The sequence below is a fragment of the Micromonospora sp. NPDC049151 genome (assembly GCF_040648395.1).
Taxonomy (GTDB): Bacteria; Actinomycetota; Actinomycetes; order Mycobacteriales; family Micromonosporaceae; genus Micromonospora.
Genome location: NZ_JBEZDP010000003.1, coordinates 1 through 20,540, shown reverse-complemented (window position 1 = coordinate 20,540; position 20,540 = coordinate 1). Strand labels below are relative to the sequence as shown.

22 protein-coding genes are annotated in these 20,540 nt (G+C 73.2%); 13 read left to right on the top strand and 9 right to left on the bottom strand.

From position 1 onward, the window contains the following. Genes AB0B20_RS05040 through ccsB form a run of 5 tightly spaced genes read left to right on the top strand, consistent with a single transcriptional unit; the run spans position 1 to position 4,697 of the window. The gene (locus AB0B20_RS05040) at positions 1 to 648 is read left to right on the top strand and encodes a histidine phosphatase family protein (RefSeq protein WP_357386807.1); all 648 of its coding nucleotides are present in this window, start codon (positions 1 to 3) and stop codon (positions 646 to 648) included. Continuing rightward, complete coding sequence (locus tag AB0B20_RS05035) at positions 648 to 1,223, top strand: TlpA disulfide reductase family protein (RefSeq protein WP_357386809.1); 576 nt, start codon at positions 648 to 650, stop codon at positions 1,221 to 1,223. Before AB0B20_RS05040 ends, AB0B20_RS05035 begins: the two co-directional genes overlap by 1 nt. Further along, positions 1,223 to 2,104, top strand: coding sequence for a cytochrome c biogenesis protein CcdA (locus AB0B20_RS05030; protein WP_357468249.1), 882 nt, complete (start codon positions 1,223 to 1,225; stop codon positions 2,102 to 2,104). Before AB0B20_RS05035 ends, AB0B20_RS05030 begins: the two co-directional genes overlap by 1 nt. Then, a complete protein-coding gene (locus AB0B20_RS05025; protein WP_357386813.1) occupies positions 2,104 to 3,723 on the top strand; it encodes a cytochrome c biogenesis protein ResB in 1,620 nt (539 codons plus the stop codon). The genes AB0B20_RS05030 and AB0B20_RS05025 overlap by 1 nt, the downstream gene beginning before the upstream one ends. After that, the gene (ccsB, locus tag AB0B20_RS05020; protein ID WP_357386815.1) at positions 3,723 to 4,697 is read left to right on the top strand and encodes a c-type cytochrome biogenesis protein CcsB; all 975 of its coding nucleotides are present in this window, start codon (positions 3,723 to 3,725) and stop codon (positions 4,695 to 4,697) included. Before AB0B20_RS05025 ends, ccsB begins: the two co-directional genes overlap by 1 nt. On the opposite strand, the gene AB0B20_RS05015 is transcribed toward ccsB, so the two are convergent. After that, positions 4,666 to 4,890, bottom strand: coding sequence for a hypothetical protein (locus AB0B20_RS05015; RefSeq protein ID WP_357386817.1), 225 nt, complete (start codon positions 4,888 to 4,890; stop codon positions 4,666 to 4,668). The two genes, ccsB and AB0B20_RS05015, sit on opposite strands and share 32 nt — an antisense overlap. A 96-nt stretch (positions 4,891 to 4,986) precedes the next feature. On the opposite strand from AB0B20_RS05015, the gene AB0B20_RS05010 reads away from it, so the two are divergent. Beyond that, positions 4,987 to 6,471 (top strand): ATP-binding protein, encoded by a 1,485-nt coding sequence (locus tag AB0B20_RS05010; RefSeq protein ID WP_357468245.1) that lies wholly within the window; start codon positions 4,987 to 4,989, stop codon positions 6,469 to 6,471. A gap of 9 nt (positions 6,472 to 6,480) precedes the next feature. On the opposite strand, the gene AB0B20_RS05005 is transcribed toward AB0B20_RS05010, so the two are convergent. Beyond that, positions 6,481 to 6,951, bottom strand: a complete 471-nt coding sequence (locus tag AB0B20_RS05005) for a MarR family winged helix-turn-helix transcriptional regulator (protein WP_357468242.1) — start codon at positions 6,949 to 6,951, stop codon at positions 6,481 to 6,483. 63 nt (positions 6,952 to 7,014) lie between these two features. On the opposite strand from AB0B20_RS05005, the gene AB0B20_RS05000 reads away from it, so the two are divergent. Further along, positions 7,015 to 7,569: a carboxymuconolactone decarboxylase family protein gene (locus tag AB0B20_RS05000; protein ID WP_357386823.1), complete on the top strand. Its 555-nt coding sequence runs from the start codon at positions 7,015 to 7,017 to the stop codon at positions 7,567 to 7,569. A 100-nt stretch (positions 7,570 to 7,669) separates the two neighbouring features. On the opposite strand, the gene AB0B20_RS04995 is transcribed toward AB0B20_RS05000, so the two are convergent. Then, positions 7,670 to 8,542: an alpha/beta hydrolase gene (locus AB0B20_RS04995; protein WP_357468239.1), complete on the bottom strand. Its 873-nt coding sequence runs from the start codon at positions 8,540 to 8,542 to the stop codon at positions 7,670 to 7,672. Positions 8,543 to 8,668: 126 nt separating this feature from the next. Here AB0B20_RS04995 and AB0B20_RS04990 point away from each other — a divergent pair, with 126 nt between their 5' ends. Together AB0B20_RS04990 and mqnP are read left to right on the top strand one after the other, a co-directional pair. Then, positions 8,669 to 10,126, top strand: a complete 1,458-nt coding sequence (locus AB0B20_RS04990; RefSeq protein ID WP_357386827.1) for a menaquinone biosynthesis decarboxylase — start codon at positions 8,669 to 8,671, stop codon at positions 10,124 to 10,126. Beyond that, positions 10,126 to 11,031, top strand: coding sequence for a menaquinone biosynthesis prenyltransferase MqnP (gene mqnP, locus AB0B20_RS04985; protein ID WP_357468236.1), 906 nt, complete (start codon positions 10,126 to 10,128; stop codon positions 11,029 to 11,031). Before AB0B20_RS04990 ends, mqnP begins: the two co-directional genes overlap by 1 nt. Before the next feature lie 10 nt (positions 11,032 to 11,041). Here mqnP and AB0B20_RS04980 read toward each other — a convergent pair whose 3' ends face one another. Beyond that, on the bottom strand, positions 11,042 to 12,007 hold the full coding sequence (locus AB0B20_RS04980; protein ID WP_357468233.1) for a terpene synthase: 966 nt from the start codon (positions 12,005 to 12,007) through the stop codon (positions 11,042 to 11,044). Positions 12,008 to 12,150: 143 nt separating this feature from the next. Here AB0B20_RS04980 and AB0B20_RS04975 point away from each other — a divergent pair, with 143 nt between their 5' ends. Continuing rightward, positions 12,151 to 12,795 (top strand): UbiX family flavin prenyltransferase, encoded by a 645-nt coding sequence (locus tag AB0B20_RS04975; protein WP_357386833.1) that lies wholly within the window; start codon positions 12,151 to 12,153, stop codon positions 12,793 to 12,795. Between the two features lie 51 nt (positions 12,796 to 12,846). Here the strand turns inward: AB0B20_RS04975 and AB0B20_RS04970 are convergent, their stop codons facing one another. After that, positions 12,847 to 13,113: a BldC family transcriptional regulator gene (locus tag AB0B20_RS04970; protein WP_357386835.1), complete on the bottom strand. Its 267-nt coding sequence runs from the start codon at positions 13,111 to 13,113 to the stop codon at positions 12,847 to 12,849. Between the two features lie 255 nt (positions 13,114 to 13,368). On the opposite strand from AB0B20_RS04970, the gene AB0B20_RS04965 reads away from it, so the two are divergent. Genes AB0B20_RS04965 through AB0B20_RS04955 form a run of 3 tightly spaced genes read left to right on the top strand, consistent with a single transcriptional unit; the run spans position 13,369 to position 15,817 of the window. Continuing rightward, entirely contained in the window at positions 13,369 to 13,827 is a 459-nt protein-coding gene (locus tag AB0B20_RS04965) for an Lrp/AsnC family transcriptional regulator (protein ID WP_018787850.1), read from the top strand. A 42-nt stretch (positions 13,828 to 13,869) separates the two neighbouring features. Continuing rightward, the gene (locus AB0B20_RS04960; protein WP_357386837.1) at positions 13,870 to 14,712 is read left to right on the top strand and encodes an SDR family oxidoreductase; all 843 of its coding nucleotides are present in this window, start codon (positions 13,870 to 13,872) and stop codon (positions 14,710 to 14,712) included. A 10-nt stretch (positions 14,713 to 14,722) separates the two neighbouring features. After that, on the top strand, positions 14,723 to 15,817 hold the full coding sequence (locus tag AB0B20_RS04955) for a PLP-dependent cysteine synthase family protein (protein WP_357468228.1): 1,095 nt from the start codon (positions 14,723 to 14,725) through the stop codon (positions 15,815 to 15,817). Positions 15,818 to 15,833: 16 nt separating this feature from the next. Here AB0B20_RS04955 and AB0B20_RS04950 read toward each other — a convergent pair whose 3' ends face one another. From AB0B20_RS04950 to AB0B20_RS04935, 4 genes are all read right to left on the bottom strand, one after another. Further along, entirely contained in the window at positions 15,834 to 16,454 is a 621-nt protein-coding gene (locus tag AB0B20_RS04950) for a putative glycolipid-binding domain-containing protein (RefSeq protein ID WP_357468225.1), read from the bottom strand. Positions 16,455 to 16,583: 129 nt separating this feature from the next. Continuing rightward, positions 16,584 to 16,799: a hypothetical protein gene (locus AB0B20_RS04945; RefSeq protein WP_357386843.1), complete on the bottom strand. Its 216-nt coding sequence runs from the start codon at positions 16,797 to 16,799 to the stop codon at positions 16,584 to 16,586. A 137-nt stretch (positions 16,800 to 16,936) separates the two neighbouring features. Then, the gene (locus AB0B20_RS04940) at positions 16,937 to 18,799 is read right to left on the bottom strand and encodes a DEAD/DEAH box helicase (RefSeq protein ID WP_357468221.1); all 1,863 of its coding nucleotides are present in this window, start codon (positions 18,797 to 18,799) and stop codon (positions 16,937 to 16,939) included. Positions 18,800 to 18,988: 189 nt separating this feature from the next. After that, on the bottom strand, positions 18,989 to 20,540 hold a 1,552-nt coding region (locus AB0B20_RS04935; RefSeq protein WP_357468219.1), incomplete at its 5' end, for an IMP dehydrogenase.

Genomic DNA, 20,540 nt, shown 5'->3' with positions numbered 1-20,540 from the left:
ATGGCGGAGACCGTGGTGCACGTGCTGCGGCACGGCGAGGTGCACAACCCGGACGGCATCCTCTACGGCCGCCTGCCCGGGTTCCGCCTCTCCGAGCTGGGCGTGCAGATGGCCAAGGCGGCGGCACAGGCGCTCGCCGACCGGACCGTCGTGCACGTGGTGGCCAGCCCGCTGGAGCGTGCCCAGCAGACCGCCGAGCCGATCGCGGCGCAGTTCGGCCTCTCCGTCGGTGTCGACGAGCGGCTGATCGAGAGCGCGAACTGGTTCGAGGGCAAGAAGGTCTCGCCGGGTGACGGCTCGTTCCGTGACCCGCGCAACTGGTGGGTGCTGCGCGACCCGGTGACCCCGTCCTGGGGTGAGGCGTACCGGGTCATCGCCGAGCGCATGTTCGCCGCGCTGCACGCCGCCCGGGTCGCCGCCGAGGGACGTGAGGCTGTCCTCGTGTCGCACCAGCTCCCGATCTGGACGCTGCGCCGGCACGTCGAGCGCAAGCGCCTCTGGCACGACCCGCGTCGCCGCCAGTGCGGCCTGGCCAGCCTCACCTCGTTCCACTTCGACGGCGCCAAGATCGCCGGTATCGGGTACTCCGAGCCGGCCGCCCACCTCGTCTCGATCTCGCCGACCGCCCGGACGGCCAAGGGGGCCTGATGCTCACCCGGAGGCTCGCCGCCGCCCTGCTCGCCGCCGTCACCGCCGGTACGGCGCTGGTCGGCTGCTCCTCCGACAGCCAGGAGAGCCGGTGCGACGCCGACGGCTCGACGGTCACCTGCGCCCCCGAGCAGCGCTCCAAGACGCCGAAGGTGAGCGGTGAGCTGCTCACCGGCGGCAGCTACGACATCTCCCGCGATCGTGGCCAGGTCGTCGTGGTCAACTTCTGGGGCTCCTGGTGCGCCCCCTGCCGCGCCGAGGCGGACGACCTGGAGGCCACCTACCAGGCCACGAAGGGCTCCGGCGTGACGTTCCTCGGCATCAACGTGCAGGACAGCAAGGACAAGGCGATCGCCTTCGAGGAGGGCCGGGTCACGTACCCGAGCATCTTCGACCCGGCCAGCCGGCAGGCGCTCAACTTCGACATCCCGCCGAACACCACCCCGGCCACCGTCGTGCTCGACCGCGAGGGCCGGGTCGCCGTGGTGATCCGCCGGGCCGTCACCCGGGACGAGCTGCGGCCGATCGTCGAGAAGGTCGCCGCCGAGTCGCCGCCGCCGAACGGCTCCCGCTGATGGGCGAGACGTTCCGCCAGCTCGCCGAGTCCGGCCCGCTGCTGCTCGCGGTCGGCGCGGCGGCACTGGCCGGACTGGTCAGCTTCCTGTCCCCGTGCGTGCTCCCGCTGATGCCCGGCTACCTGTCGTACGTGACGGGCCTGGCCGGCTCCGACCTGGAGGGTGCAAGGAAGGGCCCCCTTTTAACGCCTCCAGTAGAGGAAGGGCCCCTTCTTAACACCGGCACCACCAGCGCGGGCGGCGACACCGGCGGCGGCGTGAGCGTCGCCGAGCGGGCGGCGCCGCAACGGACCGCCGCCGCCGTCAAGGGCCGGGTGCTCGCCGGCACGCTGCTGTTCATCGCGGGCTTCACAGTCGTGTTCGTCGCCACCGCGATCCTCTTCTCCGGCGTCGGCAAGCTCTTCTTCCGGTACGAGCGCACGCTGGAGATCGTCATCGGCGCGCTGGTGGTGGTGCTCGGCCTCGGCTACCTCGGTGTGATCCCCGGCATGCAGCGCGAGTTCCGTATCCGCTGGCTGCCCGCCGCCGGGCTGCTCGGCGCACCGGTCCTCGGCGCGGTCTTCGCGCTCAGCTGGCTGCCCTGCACCGGCCCGACGCTCGGCGCGGTGCTCGGCATGGCGGCCACCGAGGGCAGGACCGACCGGGCTGTGCTGCTCGCCGTGGCGTACTGCCTCGGGCTGGGGATACCGTTCGTCGTCTTCGGGCTGGGCTTCCAGCGCCTGCTCGGGGTCTTCCGCGCCGTCCGGCGCAACAGCCGCTGGGTCACCCATATCGGCGGTGCGCTGCTGATCGCGATCGGCCTGGCGCTGATCACCGGCGGCTGGGTGAACGTGGTGATCTGGTTGCAGACGACCGTCGGCGTGGGCGAGGTGAGCATCTGATGACGACAGTCGACGACCGGCCGTCGACCCCGCCCGCGCAGGCGCCCCGGCGGCGGGTCAACCCGGTGCTGGCGCTGCTGCGCAACTCGTGGCGGCAGCTCACCAGCATGCGTACCGCGCTGATCCTGCTGTTCCTGCTCGCCGTCGCGGCCATCCCCGGCTCGGTGCTGCCCCAGCGCGGCGTCAACCCGGAACGCGTCAACCAGTGGTTCGTCGACCACCCCGACCTGGCGCCCCGGCTGGATCAGATCGGCGCGTTCGAGGTTTTCGGCTCGGTCTGGTTCTCCGCGATCTACCTGCTGCTGTTCACCTCGCTGATCGGCTGCATCCTGCCCCGCGCCCGCGATCACGTCCGCGCGCTGCGGATGAGGCCGCCGGCCGCGCCGAGACGGTTCGACCGGCTGCCGCAGCACGCGGTGCTGGAGGCCCCGGCCGCCGCCGACCCGGAGGCGATCGCGGCGGTGCTGCGTCGCCGCCGGTGGCGGGTCACCGTGCGCGGCAACGAGGTCTCCGCCGAGAAGGGCTACCTCAAGGAGACCGGCAACCTGCTCTTCCACGTGTCGCTGGTCGCCGTCCTGCTCGGGGTCGCGCTCGGTTCCTGGTACGGCTGGCACGGCAACCGCATCCTGGTGGCGGGCGCGGACAACGCGTTCTGCAACACCCGCCAGCAGTACGCCGAGGCGTCGCTCGGCCCGCGCGTGGACAGCTCCGACCTGCCTCCGTTCTGCCTGACGCTGGAGAAGTTCGAGGCCGACTACCTGCCGTCCGGGCTGGCGTCCCGCTACTGGGCCACGGTGACGGTGGACGAGCCGGGCGGCGAGGCGCGGACCGCCGGTTTCTCGGTCAACTCGCCGCTGCGGCTCGGTTCGGCGAACGTCTACCTGCTCGGCAACGGCTACGCGCCGCTGCTGAAGTACACCGACAAGTACGGCCGCAGCCAGACCAGCGACGCGCCGTTCCTGCGTACCGGTGACTCGAACGCGACCGAGGAGGGCGTGGCGATCTTCCCGGACGCCAACGTCGACCCGAAGACCGGCGCCCGCGCCCCGGACCAGCAGATCGCCTTCGACGGGCTCTACCTGCCGACCGGGCCAGAGAGCGCGCCGTACGTCTCGTCGCAGTACCCGGCCGAGCGGAACCCGATGGTGAACCTGACCGCGTACCGGGGGAACCTCGGGATGGACGCCGGCATCCCCGGCTCGGTCTACGCGCTGGACCGGCGGCAGATCGACGACGGCAAGCTCAAGGAGATCGGCACCAAGCTGCTGCGGCCGGGGGAGAAGTGGACCCTCGACGACGGCAGCACGCTGGAGTTCCTCGGCACCGAGCCGTACGTCACGCTGGCGGTCCGGCACGCGCCCGGTCAGACGCTGCTGCTGGTGGCGAGCGGCACGCTGCTGCTGGGCCTGATGGGTTCGCTGTTCGCCCGGCGGCGCCGGGTCTGGTTCCGGGTTTCGGCCCCCGAGGGTGGATCTCCGACGAGCGGTAGTAGTTTGGTGGAGGCCGGTGGGCTGCCGCGCACCGAGCACCCTGGGTTCGCCGACGAGTTCGCGCAGCTCGTCGCCGCGGTGAGCGGTGACGCGCCGGACGCGCGGCGGGCGCGAGAAGGAGACGAGTGATGTCCGCACTCTCCGACCAGCTGGTCGCGTTCGCGATCCTGGCGTACCTGATCGCGATGATCAGCCACGCCGTGGAGTTCGCGCTGGGCAACGCGCGGAAGGTGCCCGCTGCCGCACCGGCGCGTGAGCTGGTGGGCGCGGGCGTCGGCGGTGCCGGTGGCGCGATCGACGAGCCGGCCGTCCCGGCCACGCCGCAGCGCCCGGACCGCACCGGCGCGCGGGCCGTGCTGGCCGGCCGGATCGCCGGCTGGCTCACCGTGCTCGCCGCCGCGCTGCACCTGGGCGCCGTGGTCACCCGGGGCCTCGCCGCCGACCGGATGCCCTGGGGCAACATGTACGAGTTCGTGCTGACCGGCACCTGGATCGGCATGGCGGCCTGGCTCGTGGTGCTCTGGAAGCAGCCGTGGCTGCGCCGGCTCGGGCTGTTCCTGACGCTGGTCATGGTGCTGCTGCTGGCGTTCGCCGAGCTGAAGCTCTACGTGCCGATCGAGCCGCTGATGCCGGCGCTGCAGTCGTGGTGGTTCATCATCCACGTCTCGACGATCATCTTCGCCTCGGGCATCTTCCTGCTCGGCGTGGTGCCCGCCGCCGCGTACCTGATGCGGTCCGGCTGGGAGCAGGGGCGGCGCAGCTTCCCGTACACCCTGGCCCGCCGCCTCCCGGAGGCGGCCGGGCTGGAACGGCTGACCTTCATGCTGCACGCCTTCTCGTTCCCGATCTTCACCTTCGCGGTGATCGCGGGTGCGATCTGGGCCGAGGCGGCCTGGGGTCGCGCCTGGGGCTGGGACCCGAAGGAGACCTGGGCGTTCATCTCCTGGGTGGTGTACGCGGGCTACCTGCACGCCCGGGCCACGCCGAGCGTGAAGCGCAACGTGGCCACCTGGATCTCCATCGTGGGCTTCCTGACCGTGATGATGAACCTGTTCGGCGTGAACTTCTTCTTCACCGGCCTGCACTCGTACGCCGGGGTGTAGCGGCCGGGCGACCGCTCAGCACCTCGTCCACCCGGCGTGTGACCTGGTAGGCCACCTCCGGCAGGTCGGCCAGTTCGAGGCGGTCCGCCCGCAGCGCGAACTGGGCGTGCAGTTCGCGGGCCACGGCGTCGCGGATCTCCGCTTGGAGCGGGCTGAGGCCGTCCGGGTCACCTGCCACGTACGCGTCGTCCATCCGTCGATGATGAACCGCCGTCGGCGAAGCTGTCAGTGACGCAGAATGTAGGACTACACTTCTTAGAACTGTAGTTATAAGAAGTGTGGTGTCGGTATGCCGCTGCTCGGAAAGCCCGCAGAGATCTTCGACCGGGACGTCGAGTGGGCCGAACTGGCCCGGTTCGTGGCCGACGACCGGCCCGGCGCGACGCTCGGCGTGGTCAGCGGCCGCCGCAGGCAGGGCAAGACCCTGCTGCTGTACCAACTTGCGCAGGCGAGCGACGGCTTCTACTTCGGCGCTACCGAGGCGACGTCGACGGAATCGCTGCGCCGGCTGGGTGAGGCGCTGGGCGCGTACTCCGGGTCACCCGGTCCCGTCCACCTGCCGGACTGGGGTGCTGCGGTCGACGCGCTGCTCGCGCTGGGACGGGAACGCCCCGTCACTGTCGTCCTCGACGAATTCCCGTACCTGGTGCGTGCGGCCCGTGACCTGCCGTCGATCATCCAGCATGCGCTGACGCCCGGCCGTCCGGAGCGGACCGGCTCCCGGGCGCGGTTGTTGTTGTGCGGCTCGGCGCTGTCCTTCATGGGAGGGCTGCTCGCCGGATCGGCGCCGCTGCGCGGGCGGGCCGGTCTGGAACTGCCGGTGCAGCCACTGGACTTCCGCGCTGCGGCGGCCTTCTGGCAGATCGACGACCCGCTGCTGGCGGTACGCGTCTTCTCCGTCGTCGGCGGCACCCCCGCGTACCGCCGGGAGTACGTCCAGGACGACACCCCGGCCGGGCCGGACGACTTCGACGCTTGGATCGTGCGGACGGTCCTGAACCCGGCCCGGCCGCTGTTCCGTGAGGCCCGGTACCTGCTGGCCGAGGATCCGGACCTGAGGGACACCGCGTTGTACCACTCGGTTCTCGCCGCCGTCGCGGAAGGGAACGCCAGCCGTGGCGGCATCGCCGGTTACATCGGGCGGAAGGCCACCGACCTCCAGCACCCGCTGACCGTGCTGGAGGACGCCGGACTGCTGGTGCGTGAGCCCGACCCGCTGCGCAGCGGTCGCAGCAGCTACCGGATCACCGAACCGCTGATCACCTTCTACCAGGCAGTGATGCGCCCGGCTTGGACGGCTCTGGAGCAGCGGCGCGGAGCCGACGTCTGGCGTCGTTCACAGCGGCGCTACGCAAGCGCGGTGCTCGGGCCCCGGTTCGAGGAGATCGTGCGGCAGTGGTCGCTGCGCTTCGCCGAACCCGAGCTTCTCGGCGGGCACGTCGCCGAGGTGAGCGCGGCGACGCTGACCGACCCGGACACCCGGACGCGTCACGAACTCGACCTGGTCGCGGTGGGCGAGCCGCCACCGGGCGACGGCCCTCGCCCGTTGTTGGCGATCGGTGAGGTCAAGTGGGGTCGCCGGCTGGGCCGGGCCGACCTCCAGCGGCTGGAGCGGATCCGGGCCCTGCTGGTGCGGCAGCGACCCGGCTTCGACGCGGGCGGAGCGCGGCTGCTGCTGGCGGGCGGCCACGGCTTCGAGGACGACCTCGTCGACGCCGCGGCCGGTCGGGCGGATGTGGTCCTGGTAGACCCGGCACTTCTCTACGGGCGCTGAGCGGGCGTCTCACCCGCCGAACCAGCCGGGGACGTCCAGGCGGAACACGTCGGCGGGGACCATCCGGCGTAGGTCGTCCTCGATGGCGGCGACCCGGTCCGCGCCGAGCGTGGCCGCCCAGCGGTTGCGTAGCTCGTCGAAGACCACCGCCGAGCGGTGCAGCCCGTCGCGGCCCTTCGCGGTCATCCGGACCAGCTTGCGGCGGGCGTCGGCGGGGTCGTCCACGCGTTCCAGGTAGCCGAGGGCGACCAGCCGGTCCACCGTCTTGCCGGCGGCCTGCTTGGAGACGCCGAGGCGCTGGCCGAGGTCGGAGGCGGTGGTCCCGGCCGGGCCGACGGCCTGGAGCACGAAGCCGTGGGCCGGGCGCAGCTCGGGGTGCCCCTGGCGGGCCAGTTCGGCGTGCAGGTCGTCGACGAGCGTACGGAAGCCGGCGAGCAGGAGCAGCGGCAGCGCGAAGCCGGGGCGGTCAGGCGTTGCCATGTTCGACAACCACGTTTACCATTCCGTCAACCACGTTGACCATCTTACGAGAGGGGCACAGTCATGTCCCGCTTCACCGCGTACGAGCCGGACACCGCGCCCGCCGCCGCCCGCCCGGTCATGGCCGGCGTACGCCGCTCACTGGGCCATCTGCCCGCCGCCGTCGGCCTGATGGCCGGCTCGCCCGAACTACTAAAGGGCTTCCTCGCCGCCAACGCCGCGTTCGAGGCCACCGACCTGGACCCGGTCGCCCGGGAGGTGGTCGTGCTCACCGTCGCCACCCGCAACGGCTGCCACCTCTGCGTGGCGATGCACACCGCGACGCTGGTCCGCCACGCCGCCGCGCCGGCGCTGATCGAGGCGCTACGGACCGGCGCGACGGTACCCGACCCCCGGCTGGAGGCGCTGCGCCGCTTCACCGTCGCCGTGCTCGACCACCGGGGCGCGGTCCCCGACGCCGACCTGGACGCGCTGCTCGCCGCCGGGTGGCAGCCACGGCACGCGCTGGACGTGGTGCTCGGCGTCGGCACGTACACGATCTCCACGTTCGCCAACCGGCTCACCGAGGCGCCGCTCGACCCGCCGCTGGCCGCGTACGCCTGGACGCCCGCCGCCTGAGGCCCTACGCCATGTGATCCGACAGCTGATGTGTGGCACAACTCCGCCACGTGATGCGCAACGTCGGTCGGCCCGTCGGCACTGAGCCGCGCGGCGCCGGTCAGCCCCGCAGGAACGGCAGCAGCAGCGCGGTGAGCTTCGCCGGCTGCTCCTCGAACAGCCAGTGGCCGCAGTCCTCCACCACCGCCCCGGTGACCGCGCCGGCATAGCGGCGGACCTGCTCGGCCACCTGCCCGCCCAGGCTGGCCTGCGCGCCGACGGCGAGCACCGGCATCGGCAGCTTCGTGCCCCGGTACGCCGTGTTGTCCGCGACGTCCTGCCCGAACGCCCGGAAATAGCCGAAGCTCGCCCGCAGGTGCGCCTCGTCGCGCAGGTGGCCCGCGTACTCCTCGATGTCGCCCGGGCCCAGGCTGCCCTTGTTGACCATGATGGAGTCGGTGAACCGGTCGACCCAGAGCGCCTCCCGCCCGGCGACGAGCTGCTCGGGCAGGCCGTTGGGGACGTTGAAGAAGCCGAAGTTCCACACCGCCGGGCCGACGGCGGTCAGCGCCGGGATCGCGTAAATGCTCTCGTCGGGGATCGGCGCCTCGCTGAGCACCAGCCGGGTGACCGACTCGGGATGGGCGGCGGCGTAGGCGTACGCGACCATGGTGCCCAGGTCGTGCCCGACCAGCCGGATCTCCTCGGCGAGACCGAGACCGGTCAGCAGCCGGTGCAGGTCGGCGGCGATCGTCTTCTTGTCGTATCCGCCGGGCGGGGCGTCGCTGTCGCCGAAGCCGCGCAGGTCCGGGGCGATCACCTCGTACGACCGGGCCAGCTCCGGCAGCACGTGCCGCCACATGCGCCAGCACTGGGGATAGCCGTGCAGCAGCACCAGGGTCGGCCCCCGGCCACCCCGGATATAGTTGATCTCCACGTCGCCGGCTCTGGCCCGCTGCTCGGTGAAGCCCGCCGGCACCCGCGGTTCGTCCATGCCGCCGACTACCCGGCCGACCTCCGTCCATGCGGCGAAGGTGTTAACAGGGGGCCCCGCCTCCACCGGATGCGTTAACAAGGGGCCCTTCCTTGCATCTCAGGGAGGTGGGGGAGGATGGGGGTTATGGCGGCTCGCTTTCCGTACACCGATCTGAAGGACTTCCTCGCGGCGCTGGAGCGTGCGGGCGAGCTGCGGCGGGTGAGCGCGCCGGTCGACCCCACGCTGGAGATCAGCGAGATCGTCACCCGCACCGTCCGGGCCGGCGGGCCCGCGCTGCTGTTCGAGCGCCCCACCCGGGGCGAGATGCCGGTGGCGATCAACCTGTTCGGCACCGAGAAGCGGATGGCGATGGCGCTCGGGGTGGAACACCTCGACGAGATCGGCGCGCGGATCGGCGAGATGCTCAAGCCGGAGCTGCCGCAGGGCTTCTCCGGGATGATGGGCGGTCTCGGCAAGGTCATGCAGCTCAAGTCGATGCCGCCGAAGAAGGTCAAGACCGCCCCCTGCCAGCAGGTCGTCTACCGGGGCGACGACGTCGACCTGAACCGGCTGCCCGGGTTGCAGGTGTGGCCCGGCGACGGCGGGATCTTCCACAACTTCGGGCTGACCCACACCAAGCACCCGGAGACCGGCAAGCGCAACCTCGGGCTCTACCGGCTCCAGCAGCACTCGCACAACACCATCGGCATGCACTGGCAAATCCACAAGAACTCCACGGCGCACCACGCCGTCGCCGAGCGGCTCGGCCAGCGGCTGCCGGTGGCGATCGCGATCGGCGCGGACCCGGTCGTGGCGTACTCGGCCAGCGCGCCGCTGCCGGCCGACATCGACGAGTACCTGTTCGCCGGGTTCCTCGCCGGTGAGCGGGTCGAGATGGTGGACTGCCTGACCGTCCCGCTTCAGGTGCCGGCGCACGCGCAGATCGTGCTGGAGGGCTACATCGAGCCGGGCGAGCGCCTGCCCGAGGGGCCGTTCGGCGACCACACCGGCTTCTACACGCCGGTCGAGCCGTTCCCGGTCATGCACATCGAGTGCATGACCACGCAGCGCGACCCGGTCTACCACTCGATCGTCACGTCCCAGCCGCCGCAGGAGGACCACGGTCTCGGCAAGGCCACCGAGCGGATCTTCGCGCCGCTGCTGCGCTTCCTGATCCCGGACATCGTCGACTACGACCTGCCCGCCGCCGGTGTCTTCCACAACTGCGCGATCGTGTCGATCCGCAAGCGCTACCCGAAGCACGCGCAGAAGGTCATGAACGCGATCTGGGGCGCGCACATGATGTCGCTGACCAAGCTGATCGTGATCGTCGACGAGGACTGCGACGTGCACGACTACAACGAGGTCGCGTTCCGCGCCTTCGGCAACGTCGACTACGCCCGTGACCTGATGCTCACCGAAGGCCCGGTGGACCACCTCGACCACGCCTCGTACCAGCAGTTCTGGGGTGGCAAGGCGGGCATCGACGCCACCCGGAAGCTGCCCGAGGAGGGCTACACCCGGGGCTGGCCGGAGGAGATGCGCATGTCGCCCGAGGTGGTCTCGCTTGTCGACAAGCGCTGGAAGGAATACGGGATCTGATGACGGCGGCAGTACAGGAACGGCCCGGCCGGGTCTCGTCCTTCCTCAAGCTCGTCGCCATCGAGCACTCCGTCTTCGCGCTGCCGTTCGCGTACCTGTCGGCGCTGACCGCCATGCAGCTCAACGGCGGCCGGGTGCGCTGGGGAGACCTGCTGCTGATCACCGTGGCGATGGTCGGCGCGCGGACGTTCGCCATGGCCGCGAACCGGATCCTGGACCGGCGGATCGACGCGCGGAACCCGCGTACGGCGAACCGGGAACTGGTCACCGGCGCGGTGAGCGTGCGGACGGCCTGGACCGGCGCGGCGGTCGCGCTCGTGGTGTTCCTGGCCGCAGCCGCCCTGCTCAACCCGCTCTGCCTGGTGCTCGCGCCGCTCGCCGTGGTGCCGCTGGTGGTCTACCCGTACGGCAAGCGGTTCACCAACTGGCCGCACGCCATCCTCGCGGTGGCCCAGGCGGTCGGCCCGGTCGGCGCCTGGCTGGCGGTCACCGGCACGCTCGACGGCTCCGGTCCGGCGTGGCTGCTCGGTGCGGCGGTGGGCCTGTGGATCGGCGGCTTCGACCTGATCTACGCCTGCCAGGACTCGGAGATCGACCGGGAGATCGGCGTGCACAGCGTCCCCGCCCGGTACGGCCGGCGTTTCGCGCTGCACGCCTCCACAGTCGCGCACGTGGTGACGTTCGCGCTGTTCATCTGGTTCGGCGCCTGGGTCGGCTTCGGCTGGCTGTGGTGGATCGGGCTGGCGCTGACCGCTGTCGCCTTCGCCTACCAGCACATGGTGGTCAGCCCGACCGACCTGAGCAAGGTCAACCGGGCGTTCTTCACCGCGAACGGCTTCGTCGGCATCGCGTTGTTCGTCCTCGCGCTGCTCGACCTGGTGATCCGGCTCGGCCTGCGGCCGTAAACGGACCGGCTCACGGCGTCGCGCCGACCGGGTAGCGGGCGCTCTCCAGCGTCCAGTCGACGGTGCCGCGCACGGCGGCGGCCAGGCCGTCGAGGTGGACGGCGACGGCCTGGTCGAGCGTCGGCCCGAACGACGGCGCCGCCGCCAGGAGCGCGGCGAATCGCCCCATCTCGGCCCGCCAGTGCCCGGCCACCAGGTCGACCGCCGCCGGCACCGGCACGCCCCGCTCGGCGGCCATCGCCAGCACCAGGTTGTGCCCGCCGCCGGTGGCCCGGTCGCGTTCCAGCGAGGCGATGTCGTTGAACCAGGACAGCAGGTCGTTCGCGAGGTCGGCGAGCCGGCGCAGCGCCGGATGGTGGTAGACCGCGTCGGGCAGCGGACGCCCGGACGCGAACTCGATCAGCGGGTACGAGACGTACGCCGCCGACGTGGCCCGGCGCAGCCGCACGTACTCGGCGACGCCCGGTGGACGGCCGGACGTGGTGGCGGTGGCCTCCCGGTGCACCCCGTCGAGGTGGTCGGCGACCGCGTCGGCGAAACGCAGCCGCCACCGGGCCGGCATCCGGCGGCGCGGCTCCCGCCACGCCTGCACCAGCAGACGCCGCAGCGGGCCGGAGAAGCCCGGGTGGCGGGCGCGCGGACCCTCGCGCAGCAACGCGAGCGCGCCGTCGCGCAACGCGCGGATCTGCGCCGGGGTCAGCCCGTCCCGCCCGTCGCAGGCGTCGTCGACCAGGAAGAACCAGGTGAACAGCGCGGTGAGCACCCGCAGGTCGGGCTCGGTGGCGTCCGGGTAGAGGCGGCCCGCGTACCGGGCGAAGCCGGCCCGCGCCAGCCGTCGCCGGGTGTCCGGGTCAGCCGGCAGGCCGAGCCGGTCGACGTGCTCCACCAGCCAGCCCTGCACCCGGTCGGCGTACGGGGAGATGCGGGGTGCGACGGGGCAGTCGGAGCGCAGCGCCCGCAGCACCGCCCCCGTCATCACCGGCCCCTCCGTGGAAGTCGATCGCCGATCGAAGACTTTCATGCCGTGGGATGTCGCGTGAACCCGCTGGACATCCCGGGCGGGCCGACCGAACGGGGGTCCCCGCCCGGCGTCCGCCGCGACCAGGCACGCTTGAGGGCATGCGCGAACCATGGGTGGTGGGTGTCTCCGGAGCCTCGGGCACGCCGTACGCGGCGGCTGTCGTCCGGGCACTGCTCGACGCCGGCCAGGCGGTGGACCTGATCGTCTCCCGGGCGGCCCGGCTGACGGTGCTGGACGAGACCGGCCGGCCGTTCCGGGACGGGCACTGGGCCGAGGACCTGGCCGCCTGGCTCGACCGCGACCTCACCGGCGCGGACCTGCGGCACTGGCCCGCCGGTGACCTGGCCGCCGGCCCGAGCAGCGGCTCCTACCGGGTACGCGGCATGGCGGTGGTGCCCGCCAGCACCGCCGCGTGCGCCGGCATCGCGATCGGGCTGTCGAAGGATCTGCTCCAGCGCGCCGCCGAGGTGAACCTCAAGGAGCGCCGCCCGGTCGTCGTGGTGCCCCGGGAGACGCCGGTGACCCGCAGTCACCTGGAACACCTCATCGCGCTGCACGACGCCGGCGCGGTGGTGCTGCCGGCCAGCCCGGGCTTCTACGGCGCCGGCGCGTCGGCGTCCGCCGGGCAACTCGTGGACTTCGTGGCCGGGAAGGTGCTCGACGCGCTCGGCGTGGAGCACACGCTGTTCCGGCGGTGGTCCGGCGAGGTGGCCGCCGGGCGCCGGGAGGCCGCCGCGGACTGACCGGCCCGGCGTGCGGGGGCGCGGCCCTCGGCCGGACCGCGCCCCGTACGTTCAGTACATGCCGGCGTTCGCCGGTCCGGGGCCGGTGGAAGCGGTCTGGCCCATGTTGCGGGCCTTGCCCATGTCCTCCGCCTCGTCCAGCATGCCCTCCCCCTCGAGCAGGGCCCGCACCTCGGATTCCCGAAACCGGCGGTGCCCTCCTGGAGTCCGGATACTGCCGATCCGGCCGGCCGCTGCCCATCTGGTCACGGTCTTCGGGTCCACCCGAAACAGCGCAGCGACCTCACCCGGTGTCAGCAGGCGATCTCCAGTGTCCACAGCCCCCTCCTCGCGTCGACGAAGCCCCCGGCTGAACACACTGCCCCCGGCCGGTGCGAGCCCAGAGCCGTCATGAGGGACGTATGGCAATTACAGCACCGGCTACCGGGCGTGTCCGTCAAACGCGAAAAACGCACACACTGGGAAGTTCGGAAATGGTACCGGCGGAGAACCCCCTGATCGTACGTTTGTGAAGGGCCGGGCCGCGGGTACCGACCGCGTTCGGTAGCCGTCGAGCGGATAGGGTCACTCTCCGTGGACACGATCGACCTGAGCCTCGTGGAGTTGCTGCGGGGCAACGCCCGTCTGTCGTACGCCGAGCTGGCCCGTCAGGTCGGCCTCTCCGCCCCGGCCGTGCACGAGCGGGTCGGCAAGCTGGAGTCCAGCGGGGTGATCCGGGCGTACCGGGCCGAGGTCGAGCCGGAGTCGATCGGGCTCGGCGTCACCGCGCTGATCGGCATCATCGAGGACTCCGACGCGGACACCGACGATGTGCTGGAGTCGTTCCGCCGCATTCCTGAGATCGAGTCCTGCTACTTCATGGCCGGCGTCGAGTCCTTCCTGCTCAAGGCGCGAGTCGGCACGATCGCCGAGCTGGAGCAGCTGATCGTCCGGCTGAACCGGACGGCCGGTGTGGCGTCCACCCGTACCAGCATCGCGCTGTCGACCAAGTGGGAGAACCGCCCGCAGCCGCTGGAACCCCCCACCGCCTGACGCCTCTGGCCTCCGCGCGGGGGTTGCGGTTACCGTGCGCCGATGACGAGCTCGGGACGCGGTGCGGCGGTGGTCACAGGCGCGGCCGGCGGGCTGGGGCGGGCGATCGCCGCCGCCCTGCACGCCGACGGGTGGAACGTGCTGCTCACCGACGTCGACGCGGGTGCCGTGGCGGAAGCCGCCGCACCGCTGGGTGGCTGGTCGCGCGCCCTCGACGTACGCGACGAATCCGCCTGCGCGGACGTCGCCGCCGAGGCGGCGGCCGCGCCCGGCGGCCTCGGGCTCTGGGTGAACAACGCGGGCATCCTGGTCACCGGCCCGTCCTGGGCGCACGACGCCCCGACCCGGCGCGCGGTCGTCGAGGTGAACGCGCTCGGCGCGATGAACGGCACGCTCGCCGCCGTCGCGGTGATGCGCGAGCAGGGCCGCGGCCACGTGCTCAACGTCGTCTCGCTGGCCGGGCTGATCGCCGCGCCGGGCGAGACGGTGTACGCGGCCAGCAAGCACGCCCTGCTCGCGTTCAGCCTCGGCACGCAGAGCGACCTGCGGATGGCCGGCGTCGGGGGCGTACACGTGTCGTGCCTGTGCCCGGACGGGATCTGGACGCCGATGCTGCACGACAAGCTGGACGACCCGGGAGCGCTGGCGTCCTTCACCGGCTCGCTGCTCACGCCGGAGCGGGTGGCCGCGCGGGCCGTGCGGCTGGCCCGGCGGCCCCGCCCGGTGGTCAGCCTGCCGCGCTGGCGTGGCGCCCAGGTACGGCTCCTGGACGCCTTCCCCCGGCTAGCGCTGGCCCTCACACCGGTGATCCGGGCCGCCGGGCGGGCCGGCCAGCGGCGGCAGACCCGCCGGGTCCAGGCAAACGCGAGGTCACCTCGCTTGTAACGTTGCCGTCGTGACTCACTTCGACCGGTGCGACGAGGCCAGCCGGCGCTGGGTGACCGAGGCGATCGCCGCGGTCGAGGCGGACGCCAACCGCTCCGCCGACACCCACCTGCTGCCCTTCCCGCTGCCCCGCGAGTGGGGGATCGACCTCTACCTCAAGGACGAGTCGGTGCACCCCACCGGCTCGCTGAAGCACCGGCTGGCCCGCTCGCTGTTCCTCTACGGCCTCTGCAACGGCTGGATCGGCCCGGACACCACGATCGTCGAGGCGTCGTCCGGCTCGACTGCCGTCTCCGAGGCGTACTTCGCCCGGATGCTCGGGCTGCCGTTCATCGCGGTCATGCCCGCCTCCACGTCGCCGGAGAAGATCGCCCAGATCGAGTTCCAGGGCGGGCGCTGCCACCTGGTCGGGGACCCGTCGAAGGTGGTGGTGGAGGCGCGCTGGCTCGCCGAGGACAGCGGCGGCCGGTTCATGGACCAGTTCACCTATGCCGAGCGGGCCACCGACTGGCGGGGCAACAACAACATCGCCGAGTCGATCTACGCGCAGCTCGCGCTGGAACGGCACCCGGTGCCCGCCTGGATCGTGGTCGGGGCCGGCACCGGCGGCACCAGCGCCACCATCGGCCGCTACGCCCGCTATCGCCGGCTGCCCACCAAGCTCTGCGTGGTGGACCCGGAGAACTCCGCGTTCTACCCCGCCTGGCAGGCCGGCGACTGGTCGGTGTCCACCGACCGGGGCTCCCGGATCGAGGGCATCGGGCGGCCCACCGTCGAGGCGTCCTTCCTGCCCGGCGTGGTGGACCGGATGGTGCAGGTCCCGGACGCCGCGTCGCTGGCCGCGATGCGGGCCGGCTCGGCCGTGCTCGGCCGCCGCGTGGGCGGCTCCACCGGCACCAACCTGTGGGGCGCGTTCGGGCTGATCGCCCAGATGCTGGCGGACGGACGTACCGGCTCGGTGGTCACGCTGATCTGCGACCCGGGCGACCGGTACGGCGACACGTATTACTCCGACGAGTGGGTGGCCGGGCAGGGCCTCGACCTCGCCCCGCACCTCGCCACCATCGAGCGGTTCCTGACCGACGGCACCTGGCCGACCGCCTGAGCCGGGCCCCGGCCGGTCAGAGCGGGTCGACCCGCTCGGCAAGCCCCGGATAGCGCACCACGAAGCCCTCCGGGTCGACCTCCAGGTCGGCGGTGAACGTGCCGCTGGAGTACCGGACCCGGCCCGGGCCCAGCGAGGTGTAGACCTGCTCGGCGGAGACCACGGCCAGGCCGGGCAGCAGCACCCAGGCCACCGTCACCGCCGTCGCCATGTCGGCGGGCAGCCGCCCCAACCCGATCCGGCGGATCGGCAGCGTGTTCGTCAGCGGGGACCCGCCCAGGTCGACGTCGAGCGCCTCGGCCAGCCGGCCCGGATCGTCGGTACCCGGCAGGCCCGCCGGTGGGTGACCCGCCGCGCTCAGCGCCGCGTCCAGGTCACCCTCCTCGCCGGTACGCACGCGCCAACCGTCCCGGCCTCGCTCCAGGCGTACGCTCCGCGACCAGCCGGCGCCCTCGGCCTCGACCTCCAGCCGGTTCGTCGCCCAGTCCGGCCCGACGGCCAGCCGGTAGCGGCACGTGTACGGGATCGGATCCACGGCGAGCGCCACACCCTGCGCGGTCAGCCCCTGACCGTCGTCGAGCACGACGTGCTCGGAACCGGCGGTGTCGGTCCGGGCCCAGAAGAGCGACTTCGGCATGGTCCGGACGTTACGCGACCCGGCCGTCGGCGGCAGCGGATGCGCGAACGCCGCCCCGGTCCCGGGCTTGTTGCCTGCCTATCCCTGCTCGTCGCCCTCAGCCGGGCGAGCGGCTCCGGGAACCCGGGCCTACTCGTCGTCGTCCGCTGGCCGGGGCTGCCGGTGCTCCCTGATGTACCGCTCGACGTCCCGCTTCAACCAGACCGCGCCGACCGACAGCTCTTGATACGGCGCGGGGAATGCGGGGTGCCGCCGGATCTCGCGGAATCTCGACCTGCCCACGCCGAGCATCTTCAAGATCTCACCGGCCGCGACAAGCTCGCCCGGTCCCGTCTCCTTGGTCACGACTTCGAAGGTAGGGAATGAGCCGACCCGGCGGTATCCCGTCCTCACGCCGCGCAGCTAGAACGGGAGCCGAAATCACCACAGACGCACTGCCGCCGCCGAGCGGATGCTCGACGGCGGCAGTGGGTGCGCTCAGATCAGTGGGTACGTGCCGGCGGACGACCGCCGAAACCGCGCCTGTCGTCCCGGCCCCGCCCCTCGGCCCGGAAACCGCCGGCCCGGCGCTCGGCCGGACGCGCGTCACCCCGGTCACCGAAACGCCGCTCGGCCTGCGGGCGGTCGTCCTGGCGCCGGTCGCCGAAGCCGCGCGAACCACTGGGCCGGTCGTCGTACCGCTGCTCGTCGCGGTCGTACCCGCGTCCGGCCACCGGCCGCTGCCGGTCGCCGTACGGCCGGTCGGACCGCTCGCCGAAGCGCCTGTCGTCGCCGCGCGGAGCGCGGTCGTCGGACCGCTGGCCGCCGAAGCTCCGGTCGTCGCGGCGCTCCGGCCGCCCGAAGTGGCGCTCGCCGCCGGACCGCTCGCCCGAGTAGCGCTCGCCCGCCGGCCGGTCGCCGAACCGGCGGTCACCGCCGCGATCAGCGAACCGCTCGCCCGCCGGCCGGTCGCCGAAGCGGCGCTCGCCCCGGCCGTCACGGTCGCCGAAGCGGCGCTCGCCACGGTCGGAGAAGTCGCGTCCGCCGCCGAAGCCGCGTCCGCCACGATCGAAGCCCCGGCCGTCGCGGTCGCCGAAGCGACGCGGGCCGCCGCCGCGTCGCGGCTCCGGCTCGTCCCGCACGGGTACGCCGCTGGGCTCGCGCGCGCCGGTCAGCTCGGCCAGCGCCTCGTCGCCCGCCCGGACCCGGGTCTCGGCCGGCTCGACGCCCGCCTTCTCCATCATGGCCAGCGTGGTGCGGCGCTGCTTGGGCAGCACGAGCGTCGCCACCGCGCCGGACTCGCCGGCCCGAGCCGTACGGCCGGCCCGGTGCAGGTAGTCCTTGGGGTCCTTCGGCGGGTCCACGTGCAGCACCAGCGAGACGCCGTCGACGTGGATGCCCCGGGCCGCCACGTCGGTCGCGACCAGCACGGGCGTCCGGCCCTCGCGGAACTCGGCGAGCGTCTTGGTGCGCATGCGCTGGGTCTTGCCGCCGTGCAGCCCACCGGCCCGCACACCGACGGCCGCGAGCTGCTCGACCAGCCGGTCCACGCCGAGCTGCGTACGGGCGAACAGCATGGTGCGGCCCTCACGGGCGGCGATGGACGCGGCGACCGCGAACTTGTCGTGCGGCGGGATCAGCAGCAGGTGGTGATCCATGGTGGACACGGCGGCGGTGGCTGGTGCGGTCGAGTGGGTGACCGGGTCGGTCATGAACCGCTTGACGAGCGTGTCGACGTCGTTGTCCAGAGTGGCCGAGAACAGCAGCCGCTGCGCGTCCGCCGGAGTCTTCGCCAGCAGTCGGGTGACCTCGGGCAGGAAGCCCATGTCCGCCATCTGGTCGGCCTCGTCCAGCACGGTGATCTCGACGTCGTCGAGGCGGCACACGCCGCGCTCGATCAGGTCGCCGAGCCGTCCGGGGGTGGCCACGACGATCTCCACGCCACGGCGCAGCGCGTCGATCTGCCGGTCGTACGGCACACCGCCGACGGCGGTCTTCAGGAACACGCCCACCGCCTTGCCGAGCGGCATCAGGGCGTCGTTCACCTGCATGGCGAGTTCCCGGGTGGGGACCAGGACCAGGGCGCGCGGGTGCAGCGGCCGGGCCCGGTTGCGGTCGGCGAGCCGGGAGATCACCGGCAGGCCGAAGGCGAGCGTCTTACCGGAGCCGGTCTGGCCCCGGCCGAGGACGTCGCGGCCCGCGAGCGAGTCGGGCAGCGTGGCCCGCTGGATCTCGAACGGGGTGGTGATGCCCTGCCGGGTGAGCACCTCGACGACCTGCCGGGGCAGGCCGAGGGAGGCGAAGTCGATGTTCTCCGGGGTCGGGTCGACGGACGGGGACGTGCTGGGTTCAGCGAACGTGGTCAAGAAATACCTCTCGAGCGGGGCGCATCTTCGCGATGGCCCGCCGCGGCCTGTCACGCCGCCGAATCGCCCGCAAGATCGCCCATGGGCGCGCAGTCGGGGCGCGCCGGGTCAGTGATCGCAGACAAGTGTACGGCGAATCGCCCACTCCGCCACGACAGTGCGAGGCGGTAGTGGGCGGGCTCACCCCTGTCACTCGATGAGCATGGTCCCGGTCAGGCCGCTCAACGCGTCGTTGGCCAGGACGACCACGAGCAGGCTGATCCCGATGAGCATGGCCAGCGCGACGGCCAACACGATGATCACCTTGGTGTTGCCGCCCCGGGCGGCCGGGCTGTCCTCGGACCAGCCCTGGGCCAGGATGTGCCCGGTCAGGGAACCGGAGTTCTCCAGCGGGTTGCCCTGCGGGAAGGACACGGTGGCGAATCCCGGGCCGTCCGTCCCGCCGTACGCGGCGGTGGCGAGGTCCGGGCCGGCGGGCTGCGGGCGTACCGGACGGGTCGTGTCGGCGTCGCGGGCGGGCACGGCCGGCGGCGGCCAGGTCGGCAGCGCCGGGGCCGGCACCACGGGCGGTGGGTCCGGCACGGGTGCGGCGGCCCACGACGGCTGCGCGGCGCCTGACGTGCCGGGCGTGACCGGTGGCGCGACGAGCGGGGCCGGCGCGGCCGGCGGACCTGGTACGGCGGCCCGCGCGGGCGGGAACGCCGGTGCGGCCGGCGGGACGGGGAACAGCGGCGCGGGCAGCGGGTCCGGAGCGTCGCTCCTCGCCGGTGGTGGCGGGAACGGCGGCGCGGGCAGCGGGTCCGGAGCGCCGGTCATCGCCGGTGGTGGCGGGAACGGCGGCGCGGGCATCGGTCCCGGCGGGGCCGGTGGCGGGGGTACCGCCGGACCCGGCGGCGGCACCGGCGGCCCGGGCACCGGCGGCACCGGCCCGGGTGGGGCCGGCGCCGGCGGGGTGGGCGCGGGCGGTGGGGGCAGAGGCGGCGTGGGCCGGAGCGGAGGTTCCGGCTCGGGGACCGGCGGCGACGGCGGCGTCGGACCCGGCACCGGGGTCGGCGCCGGCTCGGGCTCCGGGCCGTTCGGCGTCGGAGGCTGCGCGGGCTCCGGTGGCTGGACCGGCTCCGGCGGTTCCGGGTTCACCGGCCCGGCCCGGTAGACGGTGGCGGCGGCGGGCGGGGCGGCCCCCACCGAGGCGGCGACCTCCTCGGCCGAGACGCGGCTCAGGCCGGGCACGGATGCGCTGGCCCGGGCGGGTGCGCCTGACTCAGCTGCCGAGGACGCGCCACCGAGCGGGGCCGGGCGGTCGGCGGCGGTCGGCGTCGGCTCGGCGGATTCGGCGGGCGAGGTCGCGGAGCCGTGGTGCGGTCCCGAGCCGGTTCCGTCGGCGGCGTCCGCCTGCCGGGCCGGTGCGTTGTCAGGGCCTGCCGAGTCCACGGCGTCGGCGGGTGCCGCGACGTCCCCTGCGGCCGCGTCCGTGGCGGCGGGCGGCGCGGATGCCGACGGCCTGGGTGCGGGCGGAGCGGGCGCGGGTGCGGGCACACGTGCGGAACCGGAGACGCGGGGCGCCGGGATGGCCGCCGGAGCGCCGCCGGTCGTGCCCGGGGAGGCGTCGCCGTCCGGCTCGGCCGGTGTGGCGACGGGCCCAGGCGCCACGCCGGCCATCATCCGGGTGGTGCACATCGCGCCTGGCCCGACGCCCACCTTCACGATGTCCGCGCCCGCGACGACCAGGTCGCGTACCCCG